Below are 20,787 nucleotides of genomic sequence, written 5' to 3'. Positions count from 1 at the left end.
AAATCAATTACTTGCGATTTTTACATTCAGAAATTGTCAGCAAATTGTCAGCGAGCCTCAAAAAAGTCAGCCATTCAACCCCGCTGAAACACCGCAAATCCAACTGAATAAATCGAATTTGGATTTATTAACTTTCTTTAATACACCCGTCGCAGTAGCATAACCTCTCACTTCTCGACTCTGCCTCCTCGACCACCCTATCCATAGACAACACAAGTCATTACGACAAGGCTCGGCCGCGTTTTTCTTCTAGCCAGCCCTTTTCTCATTGGCAAGTTTCTTTTCAGTGGCCTATATATAAGTTTGGTATATAAGTTTGGTTTAACTCGGGTATATATTACCCGACCTAAACCAAACCTACAAATATGATGGCATTGAGAAGACCTTTGGGTTAGAAGTCATCGTCGAACATGCCCGAATCGAGATCGTCATCGAAATCCTGTTGGGCATAATCATTGTGATGGTAATGACTGTAACTGCTGTCGCTATACTCATCGTGGGACGACTTGTTGTCGAAACGTTGTTGCTCTCTTGACTCCGTTCCCAAAAGGATTCTTTCTTGCGGTGACCAAACAGCCAGTCAAACACAAACATATCTCTTATAAAACTCCAAAAAACTCATGATTTACAGAATTGATATTGTTTTGGTGAATGAAGTTATTATTGGGTGAAGTGAACTTTCAGACGATATTTGGGGAATCACCAACTCATCTGAAAGGCTGACCACCAATTGATTCCTGCGATAGGCAGAATTCTTCGTAGGGCGAACTTGCCTTTCTTCGCTGACAAAAATTACACGTCCGCCTGTAAAGGCTGACTGGAATTCCAATGGTATTTTAGCATATAAAGAACGAGCAAGGACACAAATTATGCCGCATTTGCCTTTTAAGAGCAAATCAAGTACTTGTCGTTCTAATTGAGAATGGAAACCGCTGACAACGGAAACATCTTTACGAACTGAAACTTCTGATGCCCAATCAAGGGTCGGAAGCACCGACAGAGCTGCAATCTTACTCCCGGCAAGAAAACCAAAGCGGTGTCGGTCGAGTAGTATTACATTCCCAAGAGTTTCCATTAATTAAACCAATTACGTTGTTTGCCTTCATATAATATCGTGTCCCAAATGGCCTTTAATGCCATTTGTCTATTTTGAAAAGGCTTAGAGATAAATTCTTGTGGATTGTATTTGAATATTTCAAATACAAATTTAGTGAACTCAGGTTTATGTACAACTGGGTTCACGATCCCCTCAAAGAAAATATCAATTTCATCAAGGACCAATAACTTTTCTTCTGTTAAATGAAATAATTCTCCATCTCCGAGTATATTTATATACGTCGCAAATGCCCCGTCAAAAATATTATGGTGTAGCTTTGTAACCATTTCATCAAATAAAGATTTTTGATTACAAAATGATACTGAATTACAAGGGTAAGGTGTTATCCATCCCTTAAAGCCCAAATCATAGTATGGTTTAGGAGCAGGATAACTATGACGACAAATGAAAATACATAAATCCGTTTCATCTGAAATTCGTGCAAGAATATCAGAATAGTAATCGTTAGTCGATATTCTTGTTAAGGGAATATGCTTGTGCCTAACATAAATAACCGCAAACAATTGCTGTTCCTCAGTAAATAAAATTTTATTTGTGCATATGTAAACCTTGTGTTTGGTACTCTCGGTATCTAATTTAGCGGACTTATATATTTCAGGTCTTCTAATTTGAAAGTTGATAAGTGGTAAGATGTCTGAGCAGTCATTTATTGGTATCTGCCTGAATCCCGGTTGCATAAAATTTGAATACAATGGTTTATAATTGCCTTTGTTTTGACTTTTATAAAGAGGGCTACCATCTTTATGATAAGATAATTCGACCTTTTTTGATGCAAAATCAATTTCATCTTCTGGTTTTATAGTCCCATCATAACGACCAACTTTAGTTATATATCCATAATCAGATACATCTGTGAATTTTAAGTCAGGCGAACGAGAGTCTCCCATATTAACAATTCGACAAAGCAAGTAATACCTTGTCGGATTATTAATGTATATAGATATTTGGTCGCGTTTATTCATCAGAATTAATTTCATCGCCCATGCGATACTTGATGTCATAGTTAATAATGAAGTCCAACTCTTCTTCCGTGAATCCGTAATGCTTCGCCAATACCTTGTCAATTTCGTCAATAATAAGCTTTGATTGTTTTTTCTGGTAATAAGAAGTGGTTACGGTTCCTCGTGTTTTACTATTGATGATCTGCTCAACTTTATTATCCTCCAAACTTCTTTCCAACTGGTTGGCAAGTTCAATCAATTGATTGTCGTGAATATATGACAATCTAAAACCGAAAATCATGTAATCTTTATGATTGAACATATCAAAATTCAAGGCATAGTACCACCAATAGACATTAGAATTGAAAGCGGCCATAAAAAATTTAGACTGCTCTATATCTTCGTAGTATGCTATTTTATTGCTAAGAGATTCGGTGCCGAACCCGTTATTTACAAATATTATCCAGTATCTTACGCCTGCTGTACGATATTGCAATGGAAATCCAGCATCGCGCAATAGAATGGATGCTGATTGTTGCTGTTGAAACTTATTATATATTGATGTTTCTATCGGAGAAGACGTTCTCCATATCGTACCATTGAAAAAAGATGGAGAGTAATGAATAGTTGTAAACAATGAACTACGATGTTCATTATGCCATCGTATTATTGAAGTGCTAAATAACGACCTTTTACAGGACTTACGCATTAAAAAAATGGTAAGCCTTTGTTCTGCTCCTTCAAATAATTTGGCTGGTCTTACCTCATAGTGACTAAACCATGACAATCCGCTATCAGTAATCAACTTACGTAATTCGAGCATATTATTATTTGATGCCAAAGTAAGGGGTACAATAAAGCCGATATTATCAGTATTATTTGAAATTTGGCAACTGCGTTCGATTACATAGGCATAGAGATTTCCACATTTAATGGTTTTGTAACCGACTAATTTATAGATGTCACTGATAGATTTTTTAGTTTCCTTGTTTTTCCGGGTGTATTCCACATAGGGAGGATTACCTATAATAACATCGAAACCACTGTTGCCGTGGATGATATCGTAGAATTCCGCTATCCAGTTGAACGGTTGATGAGACTTCAACCATTCGTCATATGTAATATTAGATGCTGTTGCATTATAGAGATGATGATTGAGGGTATCATTCAGCTTTATAAGACGATTGCTCAAGTCTTTTTTGGCGTCTATGAATTCTTCGTGCTTATCAGCTTCTTGTGTAAGTTGGAGGTGTTTGAATATCTTGAAAACCATGGATACTTTGTTCATCTCAGCTTCTATGGTGTCGTGGTATTCCTGTGCAGCAAAGAGGTCGCCCTGGTGGTCGGCATAAACAGAATCTGCATTGGCATAGCCAACAAGTGTATTGCCACATCGAATGTTGAAGTCAATGTCGGGCAATGGGTCGAGACCAAGGTTGTCAGCTCTATAGTCAACATCTACCACTGCCACCATTTTCAAGAAAAGACGGAGTTTGGCAATCTCGGTGGCTTCTGCCATGATGTCAACGCCATATAGATTCCTGAGAATAATGGACTTGAAAATGAAATAGTGAATGTTTGAGCGGTACTTCGCTTTTATCTCATTAAGTGCCGCTTTTGTCTGCTCAGACTTGTTAGGATAGCTTTCAAGCTTGTTGATGCAGTCGTAGTATAGAGGTTCGAGAATATTCATCGCAGCAAAGAGAAATGCACCTGAGCCGCATGTTGGGTCAAGGATTGTCACACTGCGCAAGGCATCGTAGAAATTGTAGATAAATGCCTGTGGCGGATCGTCTGCTGCGATAAGGTCAGCGGCGAAAGAACGGATGTCGAGATTGTATGTTATGAAGTCGTTGATCGAGGAAATCTCACCACCTTTGATTTTGTCAAGTATTGATTCGCAACGCTGAAGTCGCTCAATTGTCTCACGCCAGATTTCGGTTGGCAATGCCCATGGCTCCGGAGTCCGAGTGTTCCAATCCTTACGTCGTTCCAGCAATTCCGGTTTTGTAGTATCGAGACCTATGGCAATATTTGCGGGTATCAGTTCACGCCAATCAGGAGTAAAACCTTGCTTGACGGCATCAAAAATATACCGGTCGCCACTTTCACGGAGTTTATTCCAGACCCAACCACCGGAAGCAAACAGTTTTTCCATAGAGCCTGAATTCTTCGCAACCTTGTCGAAAAGGAACGGCAGAATAGTTGAACGGCCAATATATTCAGTGATGTCTTCTTTTGTGTAGTAGGCACCCATAGCGGCACGGTCGTTGATATACTGCTCGAAGATATAACCAAGGACATCGGGATTGATGTCACGACCTGAAGCAGTTACGCGGGTGTCAAGATGCCACTGCCATTTATCGAAGAACGAGAACAGCGAAATGAAGGCATCGTCTGCAATGTCAATATCGGCATAGTCACGTTCAATCTGGTGATGGTCGAACATGCCTCCGTTAAGATATGGAATTCTTCCGAATTTGTCTATAAAGTCTTGGTCATGCTGCGGAGCGTTGAGACCGTCCGCGAAAAGACGAGTCAAAAATTCTTTATAGAATGAGCCAAAGAAACGGTTTTCCCCCTGCTCTCTACGCACCCATTCAAGTTTTTCTCTCAGATAATTTACATTGCCGTCAAGAAAACCTTTCTTCTGAATAAAGTAGCAGAACATCAGTCGGTTGAGCATGACCGAAGCGTACCATTGCTTATTACGGTTGTCTTTGACTGCAATATTGTCATCTATACCGGATATGAACTTGGCAAAGGCAGTGTGTTCCTTCTTGAACCCCGAATAGAAATCCTTTGTGATTTTTTCAGCGTTGACAGCGAAAGCGCGATGCACTCCCTCCTTTACATCAACAATGGTTGTGGCTTCCGCGGGGTCGAAAGTGATGCAATCGAGTTTTTGAAGTAGGAAGTCTGCCTTTGAGGGAGATTCATACTCAATGCTCACCAGATCTCGCTTGTCAACATTCTTGACAGGTACAATCCAAGCGTGGTGACCATCTCTGTCATTAGCCTTGTAAATAGCAATATAATCCTGTGCCTGTTTGCGTAGCTGCGCGTCTATACGCCGGGCAAGCGATGTGGAGGGGATATTCTCAACATCCACAACAACCACCTGCAATCCATTACGTTCAGCAACGCAGATGAATCTGTATTCAGTTTCGTCTATTACAATAGGAAGAAGTCTGGGATTGCCTTTAGGCTTGTTCCATCCAAGTTCCATAAGGAAGAGACCTCGGAAGTCGGCCTCATTTATATAAGTGTTGAAAGTATTACGATTCATGGCGCAATCCCATTGAGCAGATTATTTGATTTTCTTTGGTTTCGATGTCTTCGTCGGCAATCACGCAAAGTTGACCGTTGCGACGCAGTTCAAGTACATAATCTACAATATCATCATCGGCAGCTCGTCCGCTGTTTTTAAGCATTCGTCCGATATTGAATTTTGCGTTTCCTTGGAGCGGATAGTTGTAGATGTCGTCGATAACGTATTTAAGTTCCTCCCGTCGATCTTCTCCAAAGAAAAGCGTTGTCGGTTGCTCGTAGTAATGATTGAGCAGGTCAACTATACGATACCGTGTGGAGAAACGGTTGCCAAGAACACCTCCGGTGTTGTTCACGGTTTGCTCCTTTATTTTTTCAAGAGCCTCGCTGACCAAATCGTGGTGGTTTTCAAGAGGTGGCGCACACGGTGTATCCGGGTGGCAGGCAAGAGCCTGCATGATACGTTGTTGCGACTGAGAGACCACATTGCCATCAGTATCAAGCCAAGTCAGCACATCAAAATCGTTGGCTGTTCGGGTATAGGTCACAACACCCTGTTCTCCACGGCTGTCAACAAGGCGTGTGGAGTAAATCATATTCTGAAGTTGAGGGATAATCTCTTTTAATCGTTTGTCTACTTTAATAGCATTACTCCAAATTTGATATGCCTGAGAAGCAAGATCGACATCTCCATCGTCGGCATCATCAAGAACACCCGATTTTTCGTTGAACATATCGCGCAGATTCTGTTCGTTACCCTCGAAGAACACCTCATCAGAGCCAACGATGTTGGCATTGGCGTTGATGCGGTCGTTGAGGCGACCTCGGAGATTTATGATTTCCTCCACACCGTCGGCCGGGAAGAATGAGTAGCAATAAATCTTGTCGGCTTTCTGGCCGATACGGTCAACACGACCGGCACGTTGGATGAGCCGGATTATTGCCCAGGGAAGGTCATAATTGACAATTACGTGGGCATCTTGTAAATTGTGGCCTTCGGAAAGCACATCCGTTGCGATGAGTATGCGTGTCTGTTTGTCAAGTGGGTATTTACAAACAGCTTCATTGCTGACAGGAGAGAAACGCTCAACAATTTGAGATGGATTATCACTTCCTCCAGTTGCGAAGTCCACATTGGAGAAACCACGCTTGCGCAGTTGATAGTAGATATATCGGGCGGTGTCGGAGTATTGAGTGAAGACAACGACTTTATCCGCCGCGTGTTCGTCGTATTCCTGATGTTTCCCGCGCAATAATTGCTCCAATTCGTTGAGCTTTTGATCCTCGTTCTGCTTCCATTTTCCACAAAGCCGAATCATTTGCAGAATAATCTCGCAGTCGGCTTTAAGCTGTTGCTTAAGAGTCCGTTTGAAGAATTTAGCATCAAGCCAAGATATATTATTCTTCTGGGTGATAATATCGTAATGGTCTTTGGCCTTTCGTATGTAATCATCAAGATCAGTAGGAATATCAAGGGTTGCGTCAATAGCCGGCTCATTGCCGTCCTCTCCAAAGACATTCCCGTCATTGTCAAAGTCTTCAGTATAATCTTCTGGCAACGCATTACCATCACCAATAGGGACCGGCAGTTTGTTGTCGAGAGCGTAGATATAAACGCAGTTGCGGAGGATATGACGATAAAGTGTGAGCAGGAATGCAAAACCACTCGAATCCATACGTTTGAAGAAAGTGCTTTTGCAGAACCCCATCATACGTGCTCCTGCGCGTGAAAGATTGTCAATCAACGTCTGAATATGCTTTGGTGCATCAGCGGAGGCTTTGTCACTAATGAAATTGCTGAGACCGTAACGAGGCAAAGCAAGCGATTCCATCAGATCAATCATATCCGACGAATATAACCGTGAGTACTGATCACCTGAAATTGTGGCGAACTTTATGGAACGTGGTATCCGGTCGGGGAAATAGGATTTTGTTCCGTCGGGAAATTGCAAGTATTTTCCCTTCTCATCATACTTGGCAAAGTTATTACGGATAAAAGAACGTGTTCTTCTCACCAGGAATAACTTCATCAGCTCATTCCAATCCTCAACGTCCTCACTCTTTTGAAATGCTCCGATAGTGCGAATTGGTATGTCGCTATGCTGCATCTGAAAACCTCGCTCACCTCCAAGACTTTCAATGTAACGTTCAGGTCGTATTCCGAGGTCTTGGTCATCGGATATAAAGAGTCGCAATTGATTTGCAAGGTCGGAATAATGCTTGTTGTATGGCGTTGCAGTCAGCAAAAGAACACGGCTCGACTGGTGTTCAATCAAGTTTTTGATATTCTGATACCGCTTGCCGCCATTACGCAGATTATGGCTTTCATCGACAATTATCAGACGATAGAAACGAGCCTTTTCAACATCAATGGGTTTTGACATTGAAGTGACTTCTGCTTTGAGGTCGTATTTGACAATGTATTTTCGCCACATCTCCTGCAAATTGGCAGGACAGATTATAAGTGTGGTCCCGGCAAACGTTGTTTCGTAGATTTTCGCTACTGCACAGGCTGTAATGGTCTTGCCCAAACCCACAACATCGCCAATCATTGCACCCCGTCGCTTGTCATTGTTGAGATGACGTGCAACAATCTTAACCGCATTCTGCTGAAAATCGAATAGTTCGCGTTGAAATATCGGTGAAAGGGCAAATTCCTTTATGCCGTTACGCGCTTCTTCACTCAGGTGGTATGCGATTTTGAGATAGATATAGTAAGGTGGAATTTCTCGCTCCGCGGCCCAACTTTCATCAATGGCTTTGATGAGTTCGTATGTAATATCCACACAAAAGTTGTCATTCCACCTCGCTTCAAACCAAGCGGATAATTTTTCAGCTTGATCCCTATCTTGAAATTCTGCGTTTAGTTCTCCTTGTTTTGTAAGTCCCGAATAAGTTAGATTACTACTACCCATAATCGCCAATATGGGATTGAATCGGTCTTCCGGGCGATATGCTAGATATAATTTTGCGTGGAGAGGTTCTTTGACAGAGAGTTTTACAACTACTTTTCTTGATTTAAGCTGGGTGCTTAATCTGCGAAGCGTCCATTCATCATGTTTTGAGGGTATTCCCAGTAGCAGTTGACTGCGAAAATCCCGAGCGATACGACGTTTGATTTTCTGTACAAGTTCAGAATCAGGTGTGTAATCGCCGTTGGAATAAAGCATCCGCACCAGTTCAGCCGGTGGCTGGTGCATACCTATAAGCAAACGGCAAGTGCGATGTTCGTTGGCGCGACCTTCAAAAACAAAATCTCCTTCAAGTTGCTCAACATGCTCAACCACCTTATCCCAACCCCGCAGATTGAAATAGCCGACGCAAAAATCCACACGTTTAACACCTGAAGATTCTATAATATCTTTGAGTCCCTGCTCAAATTTTATTTCGATATTGTCGTAAATACGAGCCATTACATAATATGCCGCCGGCTCGAAGCGGAGATTGGGTTGATATTAACGAAAAACGGGGAGCCACACCATGCCCATTCCGCTATTCGTGGCCCTGAGACTGCCATTGCAACTGAATGAGCAATGGTAGAATCACCCCGCGAAGTATGTATATGCAAAAATTCCTGCCCATAACTTACCGTTTGTGGGAAGGAAGTACATAAACGTACCCATGGGGCATCTACTATTGCTTCATCCTTGGTTGCAAATTCAAAATTTCTCAGGTTCCGAATAGCCAAGAATCAAGCGTTGGTAAACGCCTTTCGTATGTAAAACGAACCACCCAACACCCGGTGTTAATCCTCCTCTGAGGTACCACGCATCGCGGGGTTCAACTGCAAAATTACAAAAAAATTCGCAGACTACAATGAGGTTATGCTGCGTAACATATCATTATTGCCGATATTTAGCGTAAAAAGCCGCCGAGAGATTGGGTTCTCTCGGCGGCTGTATGTTAGTGGTGCATTTTGGGGCCTTTGCGCTGCTGGGCTTTGAGTTTCTGCTGTTCCTTGAATTTGCGTTTGGCTTCTTCGATGCTGAGGCCGGGGTGCATTTTGAGAAAGTGAGCGAAGTCGTCGGACAGACCTCCTCCTAGTACCATGTTGGTGTCGTCTGCCGATTGGCTTCCGAGTGATGGCGTTGAAAGGGTAATTGCCGGGGCTTGGGGCTGAGGCGCAGCTGCGGGTGTCAGAGCCGTCGTGGCGGCCTTGGCGGTCGGAGCCATTTGGCTTTTGAGGTTTGCCTCAAATTGGGTAAGTAAGCCGGTGGGCGTATAATCCTTGCCGATTTTGGATGCGATGAAAGAATGATTGCCTTTAGCATAGATGAGGGTCTTAATCTCAAGTTTCTTTGCATCGGGATCTTTCCACAGGCATTTCACATTCACGCCCCGTTCTTTCATCCTTCTCTGAAATGTCGGCCAGTCAGTGATGGATTTGTCTTTCAGGACTTCGTGACCAATTTGGCGGATTTCAATACGGCTTTTCTCCGCGCCTCGCAGTTTTGAGGTGTCAATCGAAAGACTGTCCTCGGCAATGGTCAGGCCATGGCGTTCGGTTATATCGAAGCATACGCGCTTGTTACGGTGCCAATTCGTGACTGGCTTGATGATTTTTCCGTCGTAATCCACGCGGCTGAACATAAGGTGGCAATGGGGATGGTCAGCATCCGTGTGCCTGACAATAACGTATGGAGTATTCTTTATCCCCATCGCCTCCATGTATTCTTTGGCGATCTGAGTCATGAATTCATCGGTCAGGCGGTGGGCATCCTCCGGTGCAAATCCCAACGTGATATGTCCGCACGGGTCTTTGATTTTAGACCTTGTCAGGGTTGGCCGCTCTATGTCGGCGGCGGCTCTCTTTCGCCAATCTTTCTCACCATCGGCAATCCTTACGCCGTCGCTGTCGAGGATTTTCCAGACACGCTTCTCTATAGGTTTGTCGTCCTGCTTGACACGGGTTATATAGTCCAGACAGCCTCCAAATCCGTTACCTTTTCTTATCTTGGCAAACATATTTTAGGCCTTAATTTCATAGAACAGGTCGATGAGCGCATTGTGTCTTTTCAGCACTGCCGTGGCTTGGTTTGCCACAGCGAAGCATCTTCCGCTGTTGCACGCCTTGGCGATCTGGTTAAGGTTGTTACCCTCGCGGATAAGTTCGTTGAGAATCCTCATCTGCTCCGGCGAAAGGCGCTCCACAATCTGCGTATTGAGGATGCAGTCACGGGCGAATGTGGAGAAATTCCGGTAGCCGGCCTTGCGCTTGCGCTCGTTTGCGTGGTCGAGCTGGTTTAGAGAAAACTTGATTGTCTTGGGTAGGTTGATCACATCATACATATCCTCGACATCGTGCCCCGGCATGGGGCGGCGGTTCTTTTTTCTATTCATATCACTAAAGTTATTAAACGGTTATAGTCATTGTAGTGAAGAATGGAGGGGGAGTTTCGAGGTGCAGAAAACGGCTTGGTATTACCAAAGCCTAAACTCGCTCCCCCTCCATTATCATTGCGGTGGTTGTCGCCTATGGGCGTCAGTTTCCGCTGCGATTAAGAGGCTATAACCTCTCAAATTCGCCATCGGTTAGGGCTTGTGCTTAGGTGCTGTCTCAATCTCAGTCAAGTTTCGACCACTCCGAAATATCCGGCTCCATTTCCTTGAAAATCTCACGCAGGAGATTATTGATGAGGTAGGTCGGCCGCGCCTTGTGGTCGCCTGAGAGAGCACAAATCCGATAGGCCATTTTGATGAGGTCGGGGGAAATTGTTATCGGAGAGCCGTCCTTGGTGCTTGTCTTTACGAGATAGGAGTCGTGGAAGTCTGCAAGTTTGGTACGTCGCATCCTGGCACTGATTCGGGTGGGCTTCTTTTGGGACGGCATCTTGTCAGTTGACACCTCTTCTTCCTTATTGACACCACTCACTTCATTGACTGTATCAACCTCAGTCATTATAGTCACATTAGTGGATAATGCGGATTGTATAGCGGAGGTAGAATCGCTCTCACGTTCTGCCATTTCCTCGGCGGCTACGCGTTTGGCCTCATCTTCGTCTATTTTTACTTGCTTCGCGTGCATCCTTTCCTTGATTGCCTTCGCTTCATCGGAAAGTGACGTGCCCGCTCCAATGGCTTTGTTGGCATCAGTCGTTGAAGTCGTTGGAGTGACTTCATCCTCCAGCCCTAAGATATTCATGTTGATATTGTCTATATCAAAGTTGTCCATCGGTTTGTCGGAAGATTTACTTTCTCGTGCCTTGGAATCCGACTCGCCGGGTTTCGCGTATGTCGGTCGTGAGGTTTCCCTCATCCATTCCATGAATTCATCTTGATCTTCAGGAACTACAATATTTTTATTACTCATAATATCTATTTTAATTATTGGACAAAGGGGTTAAGAATGGCTTGTCGGTTCAAGTTTGGCTCGCTTATATACACCCCGTTCCAAACTGAACTGAAATCAGTAGTAGAAATCGGGATTGTAGGCGTAGGCTCCGTTTTCTCTGACAATCATCCTCTTGTTCATAAGGAATGTTTTCAGTTTCGTCACCTTTCCGTCGCCGAATGGGAAGCCGCAGGCGGCATACGCCTGTTTGAGTCCGTCCTCGCAGTTCTGACAACCTTTGATTGCTCCATTCGCGAACGCTTTTTCCAATGCCGCGCGATGCTGTTCGGATGTCAGTTCATTGTAGGAGAATGTCTGCGGCTTCTGACGGTTGAAGGTATAGCCGTCGGCGATCTCAGGCAAACCGTTGTCGTTGATACGGAAGGCGAATGGCGAGAAGTCCATTGCACGGATGCAGGATGCCGACACTTCGGTCACTTCATCATCGGTCGCGCTTTTGCTGACTTGCAGAACGGTCTCAGCCTTGTTGTTCAACTCGGTGCCGACATGACCGCGTACGTTGTCATCGCTCTTGTTGAGATGGAGCACCGTGTGGATATGGATTTGATTGTTGTCTGTCCATTCCATCAGTTTGTTGATGAGGCGCGATGACTCGGTGGCGTTGTTGATGTCGAACATAAGGTCACGGATGCCGTCGATCACTACCAATCCTACATTTGGCGTTGTGGCTATCGCCCGGTCGATTATTTCTAGACGGGTGTCGGGAACCTGCGCCCTCAACTGCGAGAAAAACAGGTTGTCGGGGTGTCTGTCGGTGGGCAAACCTGCGAGTTCTATGGCGCGTCGTATCACTTTCTGACAGTGGTATGGGCTTTGCTCGGTGTCGAAGTACAGAACCGTTCTTTTATCGTCCGGGAACTCTGCCGAATATCCGAGGCATTCACCGTTTGTAAGCGCGGCGGCTACAATGGCACTGACATTGAATGTCTTCTTGCTCTTGGCTTTGCCTGTGGACGCTGAGAAGTTGCCAAGTGTGCCGATAACAGAGCCGTTGCAGAACAACACTTCGGGAGCCATCGCCAATTCGTCTGTGACGCGTATCTGCGAGGCTTGCCAGAGCGTGTCAAGATCTTTCGCGTCCATCACTGTCTTCCTCTTTCGATTATCAGACGGTCAACGTCGGCGCGGCGGTAGAGAATCTTGCGCTTCATCTTGACGGGAACAAGATAACCGGAGCGTTCCCAGTTCCAGAGAGTCGTTGGGCATACACCGAACATCTCCAGCACTTCCTTCTTGGGGATGCAGCTCTCCTGCGAGGCGTTGACCATTACTGGCAGAAGCTGCGCCTTGGCTTGTTCAATCATATCGGTCGCGAAGGCCTTGAGGTCTTCGATTGTCAGAGTGAGGGTCAGACCGGTGACTCCACTCTCTATGAGGGTCATGATATTATTCATATAATCATCGGATTCCGCCGGGGGGTAAGAATCTGTGGCGTTGGCGGAGTGATGCGCCACAGCTCCATAAGACGAAAGTTACATTTTTCCGAAAAGACATAGCGGTGGCCGTACCGACTGCCGGGGCGGTCGGATAAGTTGCGGAATGTCCACGAAAAGAATTGAAATGGGACGGGGTCACGCGCCCCTCACTACGATAAAAAGATTCCAGTGGCTCTTTGGCTATCCCACTGCCTCAAGCATTGGTATGGAATTGGTTTCTCTCCGGCATCAGGACTTCCATGGCAGTCCCGATAGCGCTATTATGCCATTGAGAAATAATGTCGGCATTAACCCGCCGTGGGTCAGTTGGTTGAAAACCCTTGTCAGTCATTTGTCTTCATCAAGAGAAAAACATCGGGCAGCAATTCCTCAGAGTATAATTTTGAATGTGCCGGATGAGAATTCATCTCGATTTCAACGCTCTACTTTTGGTCGGTCTTCGTATACAAAACACGTGTCTCAACCGCTTGGTTTGCATCGGGCAAACCTCGGACATTGCTATATTTCAGCGTTTTACTTCTTACATTTACTCAATCACAAGTGGTTAAGTATTGAGAAAAGTCCGACGGCGTCCGACGAATGTCTTGAATATTCTTTTTAATTTCCGAAGTTGTCCGATAAGCGTCGCATCACTACCTACGGGAGTCGTGCTTTTGCCGTTCCTGCAAACAATATCTTGAACGCAAAGAGGACTTCATCAGCCGTAATGCTCGACAAATATACAACATGCGGTCTTCGATTTCCAAATTTTCAGACCCCTTGGCCGCACAAAGTATATCTATGGCCGCATTTGGCCACGCTGACCAACTGGATTTCAGAAGAGAAACAAGCCATCAAAAAGAAAAGATTTCGCTTTTTCGTGCATTTCCCACGTTTGCACACACTTTTCCCAACATTGCCCAACAATAATTTTCCAGATGAACATAACCGCGACTTCGTTGTTGCGGTCGATTATTGTGATGCAATTGAAAATCGCGAGTGAACTTGAAGCGCATGTCGGCTGAAAGCCGGTGCGCGGTGGTAACGCCATCAAGATTCACCGCAAAGTTAAGTCAGAGTCATACTGCTATCCAAATATTCAGGGCGCATGGGACTATCTTGCCTCTCAGTGCCTCAAAGTGACGCGACTCTGCAAAGTTACAATTCCATCCACTCCGAATCCAAATTTTCAGGCAGCATCGGCTCATCTTGCCCGGCATTGCCCAAAAGTGACGCGATTTTGATGCAAAGATACATTCCCATCCTCTCCGAATCCCAAATCCGCGATAGCATAGGACTATGTGACCGCTCACAGCTCCTCACAGCCGCTAAACTAAAAAATCCCGACTCGCCATGCCGAAGCATGATGAGCCGGGAGGTATAATGAGGCTGTCTAACAATCAAAGTTAGGCAGTCTCTTTTTTAGATTTAATATTGAGAGAATCAGGCTGCTTTCTTGCGAAAATCGCGATTAGGTACAAAACCGCAGACCAAAGGGTTTGTATTGCGCCTGTAGAGGCATCTTTGCGATAAAAACAGGCGTGAAAAAGAGGATTTTGCCCATGCAAGGGCAAGTTTCCTCAGATTATGGGCAAGTGCTTTAAGACCGAACTCGATTTTCGCTCCGGTCAGACCTTTCAGCCTCAGTCTTCTGAACTTGCCGCATTCCTTGATTTGCCCGAACACGGCTTCCGGCTCGACCGGGCGGTTGCTTCTGTGTTTCAGCCCCTGCTCGCCGGTCAGGAGCTCACGTGCCCTCGCCTTGTAATCATCAAGGGTATGGTTAACCTCTATCTGTCTATCCCCTTTTGATTTATGACATTGTCCTCTTAACGGACACCCTTCGCACCGGGTGGCTCTGTAGATGCTGACTGTCTGCTGATAACCGCTTGCCGTGTGGCGTTTTTCCTGACGTATGAATCTCAGCCGCTGGCCCATCGGGCACACATAGAAGTCTTCCTGCGGATTATAGAACAGATTGGAGACCCGGAAGGGATCATTGCGGTACTTGCGGCGTTGCTCGACATGGAACATGTTGTATTTCACATAAGGAAGCATCCCGTTGCTGAACATGTATTCATAGTTTTCCTCCGAACCGTAACCGCTGTCTGCCACAATCTCCTGACTCTGTATGCCATATCTCGATCTGAACGATTCAAGATAGCCGATCATTGTGAGGGTATCGGTTGGACGCTGATATATACCGAAGTTGGTTATGAACTGATTTTCAGTGGACATCTGAACGTTATACCCAGGCTTTAGCTGACCGTTGAGCATGGCGTCCTCCTTCATGCGCATGAACGTGGCATCCGGGTCGGTCTTGGAGTAGGAGTTTCGTGTGCCCATGGTGGCGAGCTGCTCTTTGTAACGCTCCATCCTCGGCACGGCATCATTTTCCATCTCACTGAGTGCCTTGCGTTCCTCCTTGCTGAGATTTTTTGCGTCAACCTTGGCTTTGATGCGTTCAACCCTTTCTGTGACCTCATCTGCCGTCAACTCTCCTCCGACAGGATTCTCCTCATTCTCTATGGCGTGGTTCTGTTCTATCTGGTTGAGCAATGCTTCCGTCTTGGCTTTAAGTTTCGAATCATGCTTCTCTACAGAACCTCTCCATACAAATGTGTATTTGTTGGCGACCGACTCAATCTTTGTACCATCTATATATTGCACCTTCAACGATACAAAACCCTCATCGTGAAGCAACTGCACGACCTGTGTGAATACAGAATCAAACCCTTCCTTCAACCGCTTGCCCCTGTAGTAATTGATTGTGCGGAAGTCCGGACGCTTCATGCCGGACAGCCACATAAAATAGATGTCGCGTTTGAGAAGCTCCTCGATGCGCCGCGAGGAATAAACATTGCTCAGATAAGCGAACACAAGCACTTTGAGCATCATCTTCGGGTTGAAGGCACTGTTGCCTCCGCCTCGGTAGGTCGAAAGTATATCACTGATGTCAAGGCGGTCGATGACCGCATCAACGACCCTAACCATATGATTTTCGGGAACAAGTTCATCCAAAGATGGAGGAAGAAGCAAATCTTGTTTTCTATTATCAGATTTTATTGCTAACTTTGCCATGTTATGTTTTGATTATTAGTTGTTTACTTGCAACCCAAATTTACTAAAATCTTTGACATGACAAAGGCTTTCGCGCTGAAATTCAGCATGAAAGCCTTATTTTTTTGTTGATGAACCACACAAAAGAGAGGCTGCCTAAACTTGTTAGACAGCCCCATCTATAATTATTTCATTTCGTCTTCGTTTTCCGAAAGCTGTTCCAATGATGATTCTATCTCCTCGATAGACGGTAGCGTACTTTTTATCTCGGCAGGAATCAACTTGGTAAGCTCATATTGCGATATTCCAAGAGGCAGATTGTATGCTTCCAGAGAATACTGGGCCTCAATATTGTCTTTGTCTTTACAAATCAGAAGTCCGATGGTTGGATTGTCTTGCTCGGTTTTAAGTTGATGATTGACTGCGGTAACATACAGTCCCAATTGACCGAGGTGTGAGGCATTGAATGAACCGGTCTTCAATTCGATGCAGCAATAGGCATGTATCCGTGTATTGTAAAAGAGCAAATCAATGAAGATTTCCTTTTCTCCGACTTGCAGACGGTATTGTCTTCCCATGAAAGCAAAGCCGGTTCCAAGTTCAATAAGGAATTTCGTGACGTTGGCAACAAGCGCATCCTCCAGTTCTTTCTCATTGTAAGCCTCAGTCATTGAGAAGAAGTTGAACACATACGGGTCTTTAGTAACCTGCTGCGCAAGGTCGCTCTGCAATGCGGGGAGGGTTTTACCGAAATTTGTAATGGCTTTCCCCTCTCGTTCATACAAATCTGTATCGAGGAAGTTCAGCAGCACATTACGTCCCCAGCTATTCTGAATGACTTTACGGACAAAAAATAATGCCTTATGAACATCACCCTTACATTTGTCTATAATTCTTCTTTGATGATCCCAGGGGATAGAGCATATTTCAATCTTGAAATCGTCCGCACCTTGCGGATGATTCTTGTCCACAAAATCGTCCACACGCTGCGGACGATTCTCAATCAACTGAGAATAAAGATTATAAAAGTAATACATGTACTTGAGATTTGTCTCCGAGAATCCCTTTTCACCGGGCATCTCCAATCTCAAATCTCGGCTCAGATTCTTATAAAAGCCAGAGCCGTATGTATTGGCATATTGTTTGGAGGCTATGTCACGCCCCAGACTCCAATAGTATTCCAACAATGTGCGGTTAGCATCGATGGAGGCTTTCAGACGTGCGGACAGGTATCGCTGTTTGAGTTCCTTTACCCAAACGTGATATTCCTTATCCTGAGAGAGATTTATAATTGGTTTCATATTGCGAATTTACAAAAATTTATTCAAACTGCTATCATTAAGGCCCATATATCAGTCGAGCAAACCGACAAGTTCCTTTTTCATGTCTTCGTCGATGTCGCGGTAGCGGGCGAAGGCGCGGCTTCCCTCGGAGTGGCCGCTTAGTGAGCCTACAAGGTTTGGATCCTTGACCTTCTTGTATAGGTTGCCGATGAAGGTGCGTCGGGCGAGGTGGCTGCTGGCGATTTCGTCAATGGGCCGTTTCTCCTCTTTCCCGGTGGTCGGATTCAGTATTGTCACCATCCGGGTCACGCCGCAAGTCTTGAATATCTTTTTGATGGCGACATTGTATTTCTGTGAACTGATGAACGGAAAGAGTTTTCCATTCAGCCCCTCGCGTCCTTTGTATTTATCAACAAGAGCCAACGCGCGGGTATTCAGTGGCACGCGGACCACCTGCGGCCTTTCTCCGGCTGTTTTCTGCGGCATATATTCGATTGCACCGTTGATGATGCTGTCATGAGTCATCGCCAACAGGTCAGATACTCGACATCCGATCAGGCACTGAAAAATAAAAATATCCCGTTGTGACTCCAACGATGGATTAGCCGACAAATCGAAGTCAGCAATCTGGTCGCGCTCCTCGATTGTGATATAGTAGGGAGTGCCGTATCGCTCGGTTGTCTTACCGTTGTATTTAGCAAACGGGTCATTCATAGTCATATCCTGCTCACGACACCAGCGATAGAATGCTCTCATCAGTCCGAAAAGGCCAATGATAGTGTTGTCGCCCTTTGGATGTGGCTTAGGTTTCTTTCGCTGGGAATGAGTGTCAGCCGGAATCGCATCATAAATTTTCGGATATTTAGTGTAGATAAAATGTTCTGAGCGCAAGAATTTCTCAAACTTATTGACATCATCAACCGTAAACTCGTCGAGCTTGATTCGGTATTTCCTGTTGCCGTTGGCTTGCACGTATAGTTCGTAGCGCATTAGGGCGCGTTTCAACACACGAAGATGTTTGATGCGCCACTCCGATATGTTCTTTTTGGCGATATAATCCTCGAATATATCAAAGAACGATATTTCCGGTACCACCACCGTTTCCTCTTTCGGTGGGTTTAGGAACAATTCCAACTGGGCAAGGACAAAATCTTTTGTCACTTTTTCAACCGGATTATCCTCACATAAACGGATAAGAAACTTCTCAATGCTTTCCAGTCTATCCTGCACCTCGCGAACTTCACGTTTCCCTTCCGGGTCACGCGGATTAGTGAATTTGCCGTCCTTGAAACGGTCGGCAGAGATATACAGACCACTCTTGATACGGTGGGAAACGCTATGCGAAACGGATACGCGGAGAAGAATCTCAGCGCGTCCGGAAGCATTTACTTTCGCCGATAAGGCTCTTTTGATTGTTGCCATAGGAGAGAATGTTTATATTCGACATGACTTACTTTGTTGATGCAAAGGTAATAATACCCTCTCAAATATACAACAACTTTTGTCAGCGTTTTGTCAGCAAGTTCTAAACTTTAACAAATCAGAATCAATTTCACTCTCGCTTCAAATCAATTCATTTCGGTTTGTTTATATCTAATAATCAGTATATTACGAATTTTATTCTAATCGGCTCAAAATTGACAGCGATTCATCTCGATTCAATATTAGTGTTCCTGTTCTGGGCACCACAAATAGCTGTTAATCGTTTGATTTTCAGCTATTTTTATTTTATCAATAAGCAACAGATAAGCAACTTTCAACACAATATCTGCTTTTGCGCCGATATTGGACTGCTTGAGATGGACGGCAACGCCCGCAATTTTGCGTTGGTCTATCCATAAAAGAAGCGAAGCCTCCACGGATGCGGAAGCCTCGTCTTGTCAGTTCTGAATGATTGTTGAGGTCAGCACCATAAGGGGTGCCGGGGGTAACGCGTCGCCCTCTCTGTGGCGCAGGGGTGCGAGTCAAAAAAAATTTTATTTCACATTTCCACCGTCTTTAAGTGCCTGTCCTATCCAAGCAAAGGCACAGAGAAGCGCAATTATCCACATAGCTTTACTTTATTTCGTCAAGTTTCCTGTTAGCTTGTTGAAGCAACTCCACTAACTTGTCAAGTTCTGCCGTGGTGAGGTTGATATAGGAATTGCTCTTGTGTGCGTCAACACTTAGTTTCAAGTTCCACCCTTTGCCGGGATTTTCGGCATAGACCATAACATTGTCCTTTGTTGAATAGACGTACTTTTCGTTATGGTCGGTTTCTCGGTCGAGGTTGCTTTTGATTGTGTTGATAGCTTCGTAAAGCGAGGGAAGTTCCTTTTGGAAAATGAAAGCATCCTCCCATGAGTAATAATACTCGCCTCCACAATCTTTGCGGAGAGTTATGAAAACAATGCTGTCATTCTCGCTGGAGAACTTCTGTGCCTGTATCTCCACTCCTTTGAGATTGCCAATTTTCCAAGTGTCGAAGTGAACGAGCTGCCCTTTGCTCTGTATGCTATCCAAGCGGCTCAATGCGATAGCAAGAGAATCCACCGCCGTATCGTTGGCGATAGAATCATTCGCGGAGGTTGTGCTGTCATTGCCTTTTGACCATCCACAGCAAGCGGTTGAAAGAGCAAACAATGCAACTGTTAAGATAGGTACTATTTTCTTCATGGGAAATTTCGTAGAGGTTAATACATATCGCTTGCCGACACCGTTACGGAACTGCTGACACTCTTTGGCTTGCTAAGTTGCATTTTACCGCGAGAGTTTTTGATACATACATAGAAGTATGCGCCCTTTGTCTTGACGGTCTTTGTTTCGCCAACTTTCAATGTGCCAAAGTCAACATCGCCGTTGAGGTCGCCATTTGGAACATCGGAGTACCACACTTCTCCATCATACCAATCTATACCCGACAGATTGGTAAGTTTCATCGAGCCTGTAATATCGTCATCATCCTTAGAGCAACCTCCAAGAATGACAGACGACATTACGGCTAAAATGAGCATTGAGAGAATCTTCCTCATTGTGGTTATCGCTTAGTGGCTCTTATTTCCATTGTTGAGCCATCCATTGACAAGGAAAGCTCTGCATGGTTGCCTGACAGAGTTTTTACGACATAAGTGCCATAAAGTTCTCCATCTATATAAGTCTTGATTGTCTTGCCGCTGATTGTGTACGTTCCACCGCCGTTTCCGAGTGCGCCACGGCCATAGTAGCTGCCATCGGAATTGAATGTGATTGACAGGGCAAGTGACGGATGGTTGGTAATGTCAATCCAATCACTGTCCGAGAACTTGACTGAGGTTGCATCCCATGTACCGATTATGTTGGGTCAAGCCGAAAGCACGGTGCATGAATTTTG

The 20,787-nt window shown here is 44.9% G+C and carries 18 protein-coding genes; 1 reads left to right on the top strand and 17 read right to left on the bottom strand.

Features of this window, described 5'->3' with window-relative positions; genetic code table 11:
* Positions 1 to 391: 391 nt before the first annotated feature.
* The 10 genes from FDZ78_RS14585 to FDZ78_RS04070 form a co-directional block, all read right to left on the bottom strand.
* Complete coding sequence (locus tag FDZ78_RS14585) at positions 392 to 547, bottom strand: hypothetical protein (RefSeq protein WP_168181930.1); 156 nt, start codon at positions 545 to 547, stop codon at positions 392 to 394.
* Between the two features lie 78 nt (positions 548 to 625).
* On the bottom strand, positions 626 to 1,075 hold the full coding sequence (locus FDZ78_RS04110; RefSeq protein WP_136408063.1) for a hypothetical protein: 450 nt from the start codon (positions 1,073 to 1,075) through the stop codon (positions 626 to 628).
* A complete protein-coding gene (locus FDZ78_RS04105) occupies positions 1,075 to 2,079 on the bottom strand; it encodes a hypothetical protein (protein WP_136408062.1) in 1,005 nt (334 codons plus the stop codon). The genes FDZ78_RS04110 and FDZ78_RS04105 overlap by 1 nt, the downstream gene beginning before the upstream one ends.
* Positions 2,072 to 5,287 carry a DNA methyltransferase gene (locus FDZ78_RS04100; RefSeq protein WP_240740343.1) on the bottom strand — a complete coding sequence of 1,072 codons (3,216 nt, stop codon included), beginning with the start codon at positions 5,285 to 5,287 and terminating at the stop codon, positions 2,072 to 2,074. The genes FDZ78_RS04105 and FDZ78_RS04100 overlap by 8 nt, the downstream gene beginning before the upstream one ends.
* 49 nt (positions 5,288 to 5,336) lie before the next feature.
* A complete protein-coding gene (locus FDZ78_RS04095) occupies positions 5,337 to 8,741 on the bottom strand; it encodes a helicase-related protein (protein ID WP_136408060.1) in 3,405 nt (1,134 codons plus the stop codon).
* Between the two features lie 490 nt (positions 8,742 to 9,231).
* A complete protein-coding gene (locus FDZ78_RS04090) occupies positions 9,232 to 10,293 on the bottom strand; it encodes a relaxase/mobilization nuclease domain-containing protein (protein WP_136408059.1) in 1,062 nt (353 codons plus the stop codon).
* Between the two features lie 3 nt (positions 10,294 to 10,296).
* On the bottom strand, positions 10,297 to 10,668 hold the full coding sequence (mobC, locus tag FDZ78_RS04085) for a plasmid mobilization relaxosome protein MobC (RefSeq protein ID WP_136408058.1): 372 nt from the start codon (positions 10,666 to 10,668) through the stop codon (positions 10,297 to 10,299).
* Between the two features lie 223 nt (positions 10,669 to 10,891).
* Positions 10,892 to 11,638 carry a DUF3408 domain-containing protein gene (locus tag FDZ78_RS04080; protein ID WP_136408057.1) on the bottom strand — a complete coding sequence of 249 codons (747 nt, stop codon included), beginning with the start codon at positions 11,636 to 11,638 and terminating at the stop codon, positions 10,892 to 10,894.
* 96 nt (positions 11,639 to 11,734) lie between these two features.
* Positions 11,735 to 12,763: an AAA family ATPase gene (locus FDZ78_RS04075; protein ID WP_136408056.1), complete on the bottom strand. Its 1,029-nt coding sequence runs from the start codon at positions 12,761 to 12,763 to the stop codon at positions 11,735 to 11,737.
* Positions 12,763 to 13,074 (bottom strand): helix-turn-helix domain-containing protein, encoded by a 312-nt coding sequence (locus FDZ78_RS04070; protein WP_136408055.1) that lies wholly within the window; start codon positions 13,072 to 13,074, stop codon positions 12,763 to 12,765. Before FDZ78_RS04070 ends, FDZ78_RS04075 begins: the two co-directional genes overlap by 1 nt.
* Positions 13,075 to 13,822: 748 nt before the next feature.
* On the opposite strand from FDZ78_RS04070, the gene FDZ78_RS04065 reads away from it, so the two are divergent.
* Positions 13,823 to 14,098: a hypothetical protein gene (locus FDZ78_RS04065; RefSeq protein ID WP_136408054.1), complete on the top strand. Its 276-nt coding sequence runs from the start codon at positions 13,823 to 13,825 to the stop codon at positions 14,096 to 14,098.
* 440 nt (positions 14,099 to 14,538) lie between these two features.
* Here FDZ78_RS04065 and FDZ78_RS04060 read toward each other — a convergent pair whose 3' ends face one another.
* The 7 genes from FDZ78_RS04060 to FDZ78_RS04030 form a co-directional block, all read right to left on the bottom strand.
* Positions 14,539 to 16,176 carry an IS1182 family transposase gene (locus FDZ78_RS04060; protein WP_240743523.1) on the bottom strand — a complete coding sequence of 546 codons (1,638 nt, stop codon included), beginning with the start codon at positions 16,174 to 16,176 and terminating at the stop codon, positions 14,539 to 14,541.
* A gap of 164 nt (positions 16,177 to 16,340) precedes the next feature.
* Positions 16,341 to 17,456 (bottom strand): YhcG family protein, encoded by a 1,116-nt coding sequence (locus tag FDZ78_RS04055; RefSeq protein ID WP_136408053.1) that lies wholly within the window; start codon positions 17,454 to 17,456, stop codon positions 16,341 to 16,343.
* A 51-nt stretch (positions 17,457 to 17,507) separates the two neighbouring features.
* Complete coding sequence (locus FDZ78_RS04050; protein WP_136408052.1) at positions 17,508 to 18,860, bottom strand: site-specific integrase; 1,353 nt, start codon at positions 18,858 to 18,860, stop codon at positions 17,508 to 17,510.
* Positions 18,861 to 19,102: 242 nt separating this feature from the next.
* Positions 19,103 to 19,297: a hypothetical protein gene (locus FDZ78_RS04045; protein ID WP_136408051.1), complete on the bottom strand. Its 195-nt coding sequence runs from the start codon at positions 19,295 to 19,297 to the stop codon at positions 19,103 to 19,105.
* A gap of 196 nt (positions 19,298 to 19,493) precedes the next feature.
* The gene (locus FDZ78_RS04040; protein WP_123618638.1) at positions 19,494 to 20,093 is read right to left on the bottom strand and encodes a hypothetical protein; all 600 of its coding nucleotides are present in this window, start codon (positions 20,091 to 20,093) and stop codon (positions 19,494 to 19,496) included.
* A gap of 17 nt (positions 20,094 to 20,110) precedes the next feature.
* Positions 20,111 to 20,449, bottom strand: a complete 339-nt coding sequence (locus FDZ78_RS04035) for a hypothetical protein (protein WP_128715094.1) — start codon at positions 20,447 to 20,449, stop codon at positions 20,111 to 20,113.
* Between the two features lie 5 nt (positions 20,450 to 20,454).
* On the bottom strand, positions 20,455 to 20,748 hold the full coding sequence (locus tag FDZ78_RS04030; RefSeq protein WP_255575985.1) for a lipocalin family protein: 294 nt from the start codon (positions 20,746 to 20,748) through the stop codon (positions 20,455 to 20,457).
* Positions 20,749 to 20,787: the final 39 nt, after the last annotated feature.

This window comes from Duncaniella sp. B8 (genome assembly GCF_005304985.1).
Lineage (GTDB): Bacteria > Bacteroidota > Bacteroidia > Bacteroidales > Muribaculaceae > Duncaniella > Duncaniella muris.
Note: the sequence above shows the minus strand (reverse complement) of the source record. Positions and strands in the feature narration are given on the sequence as shown.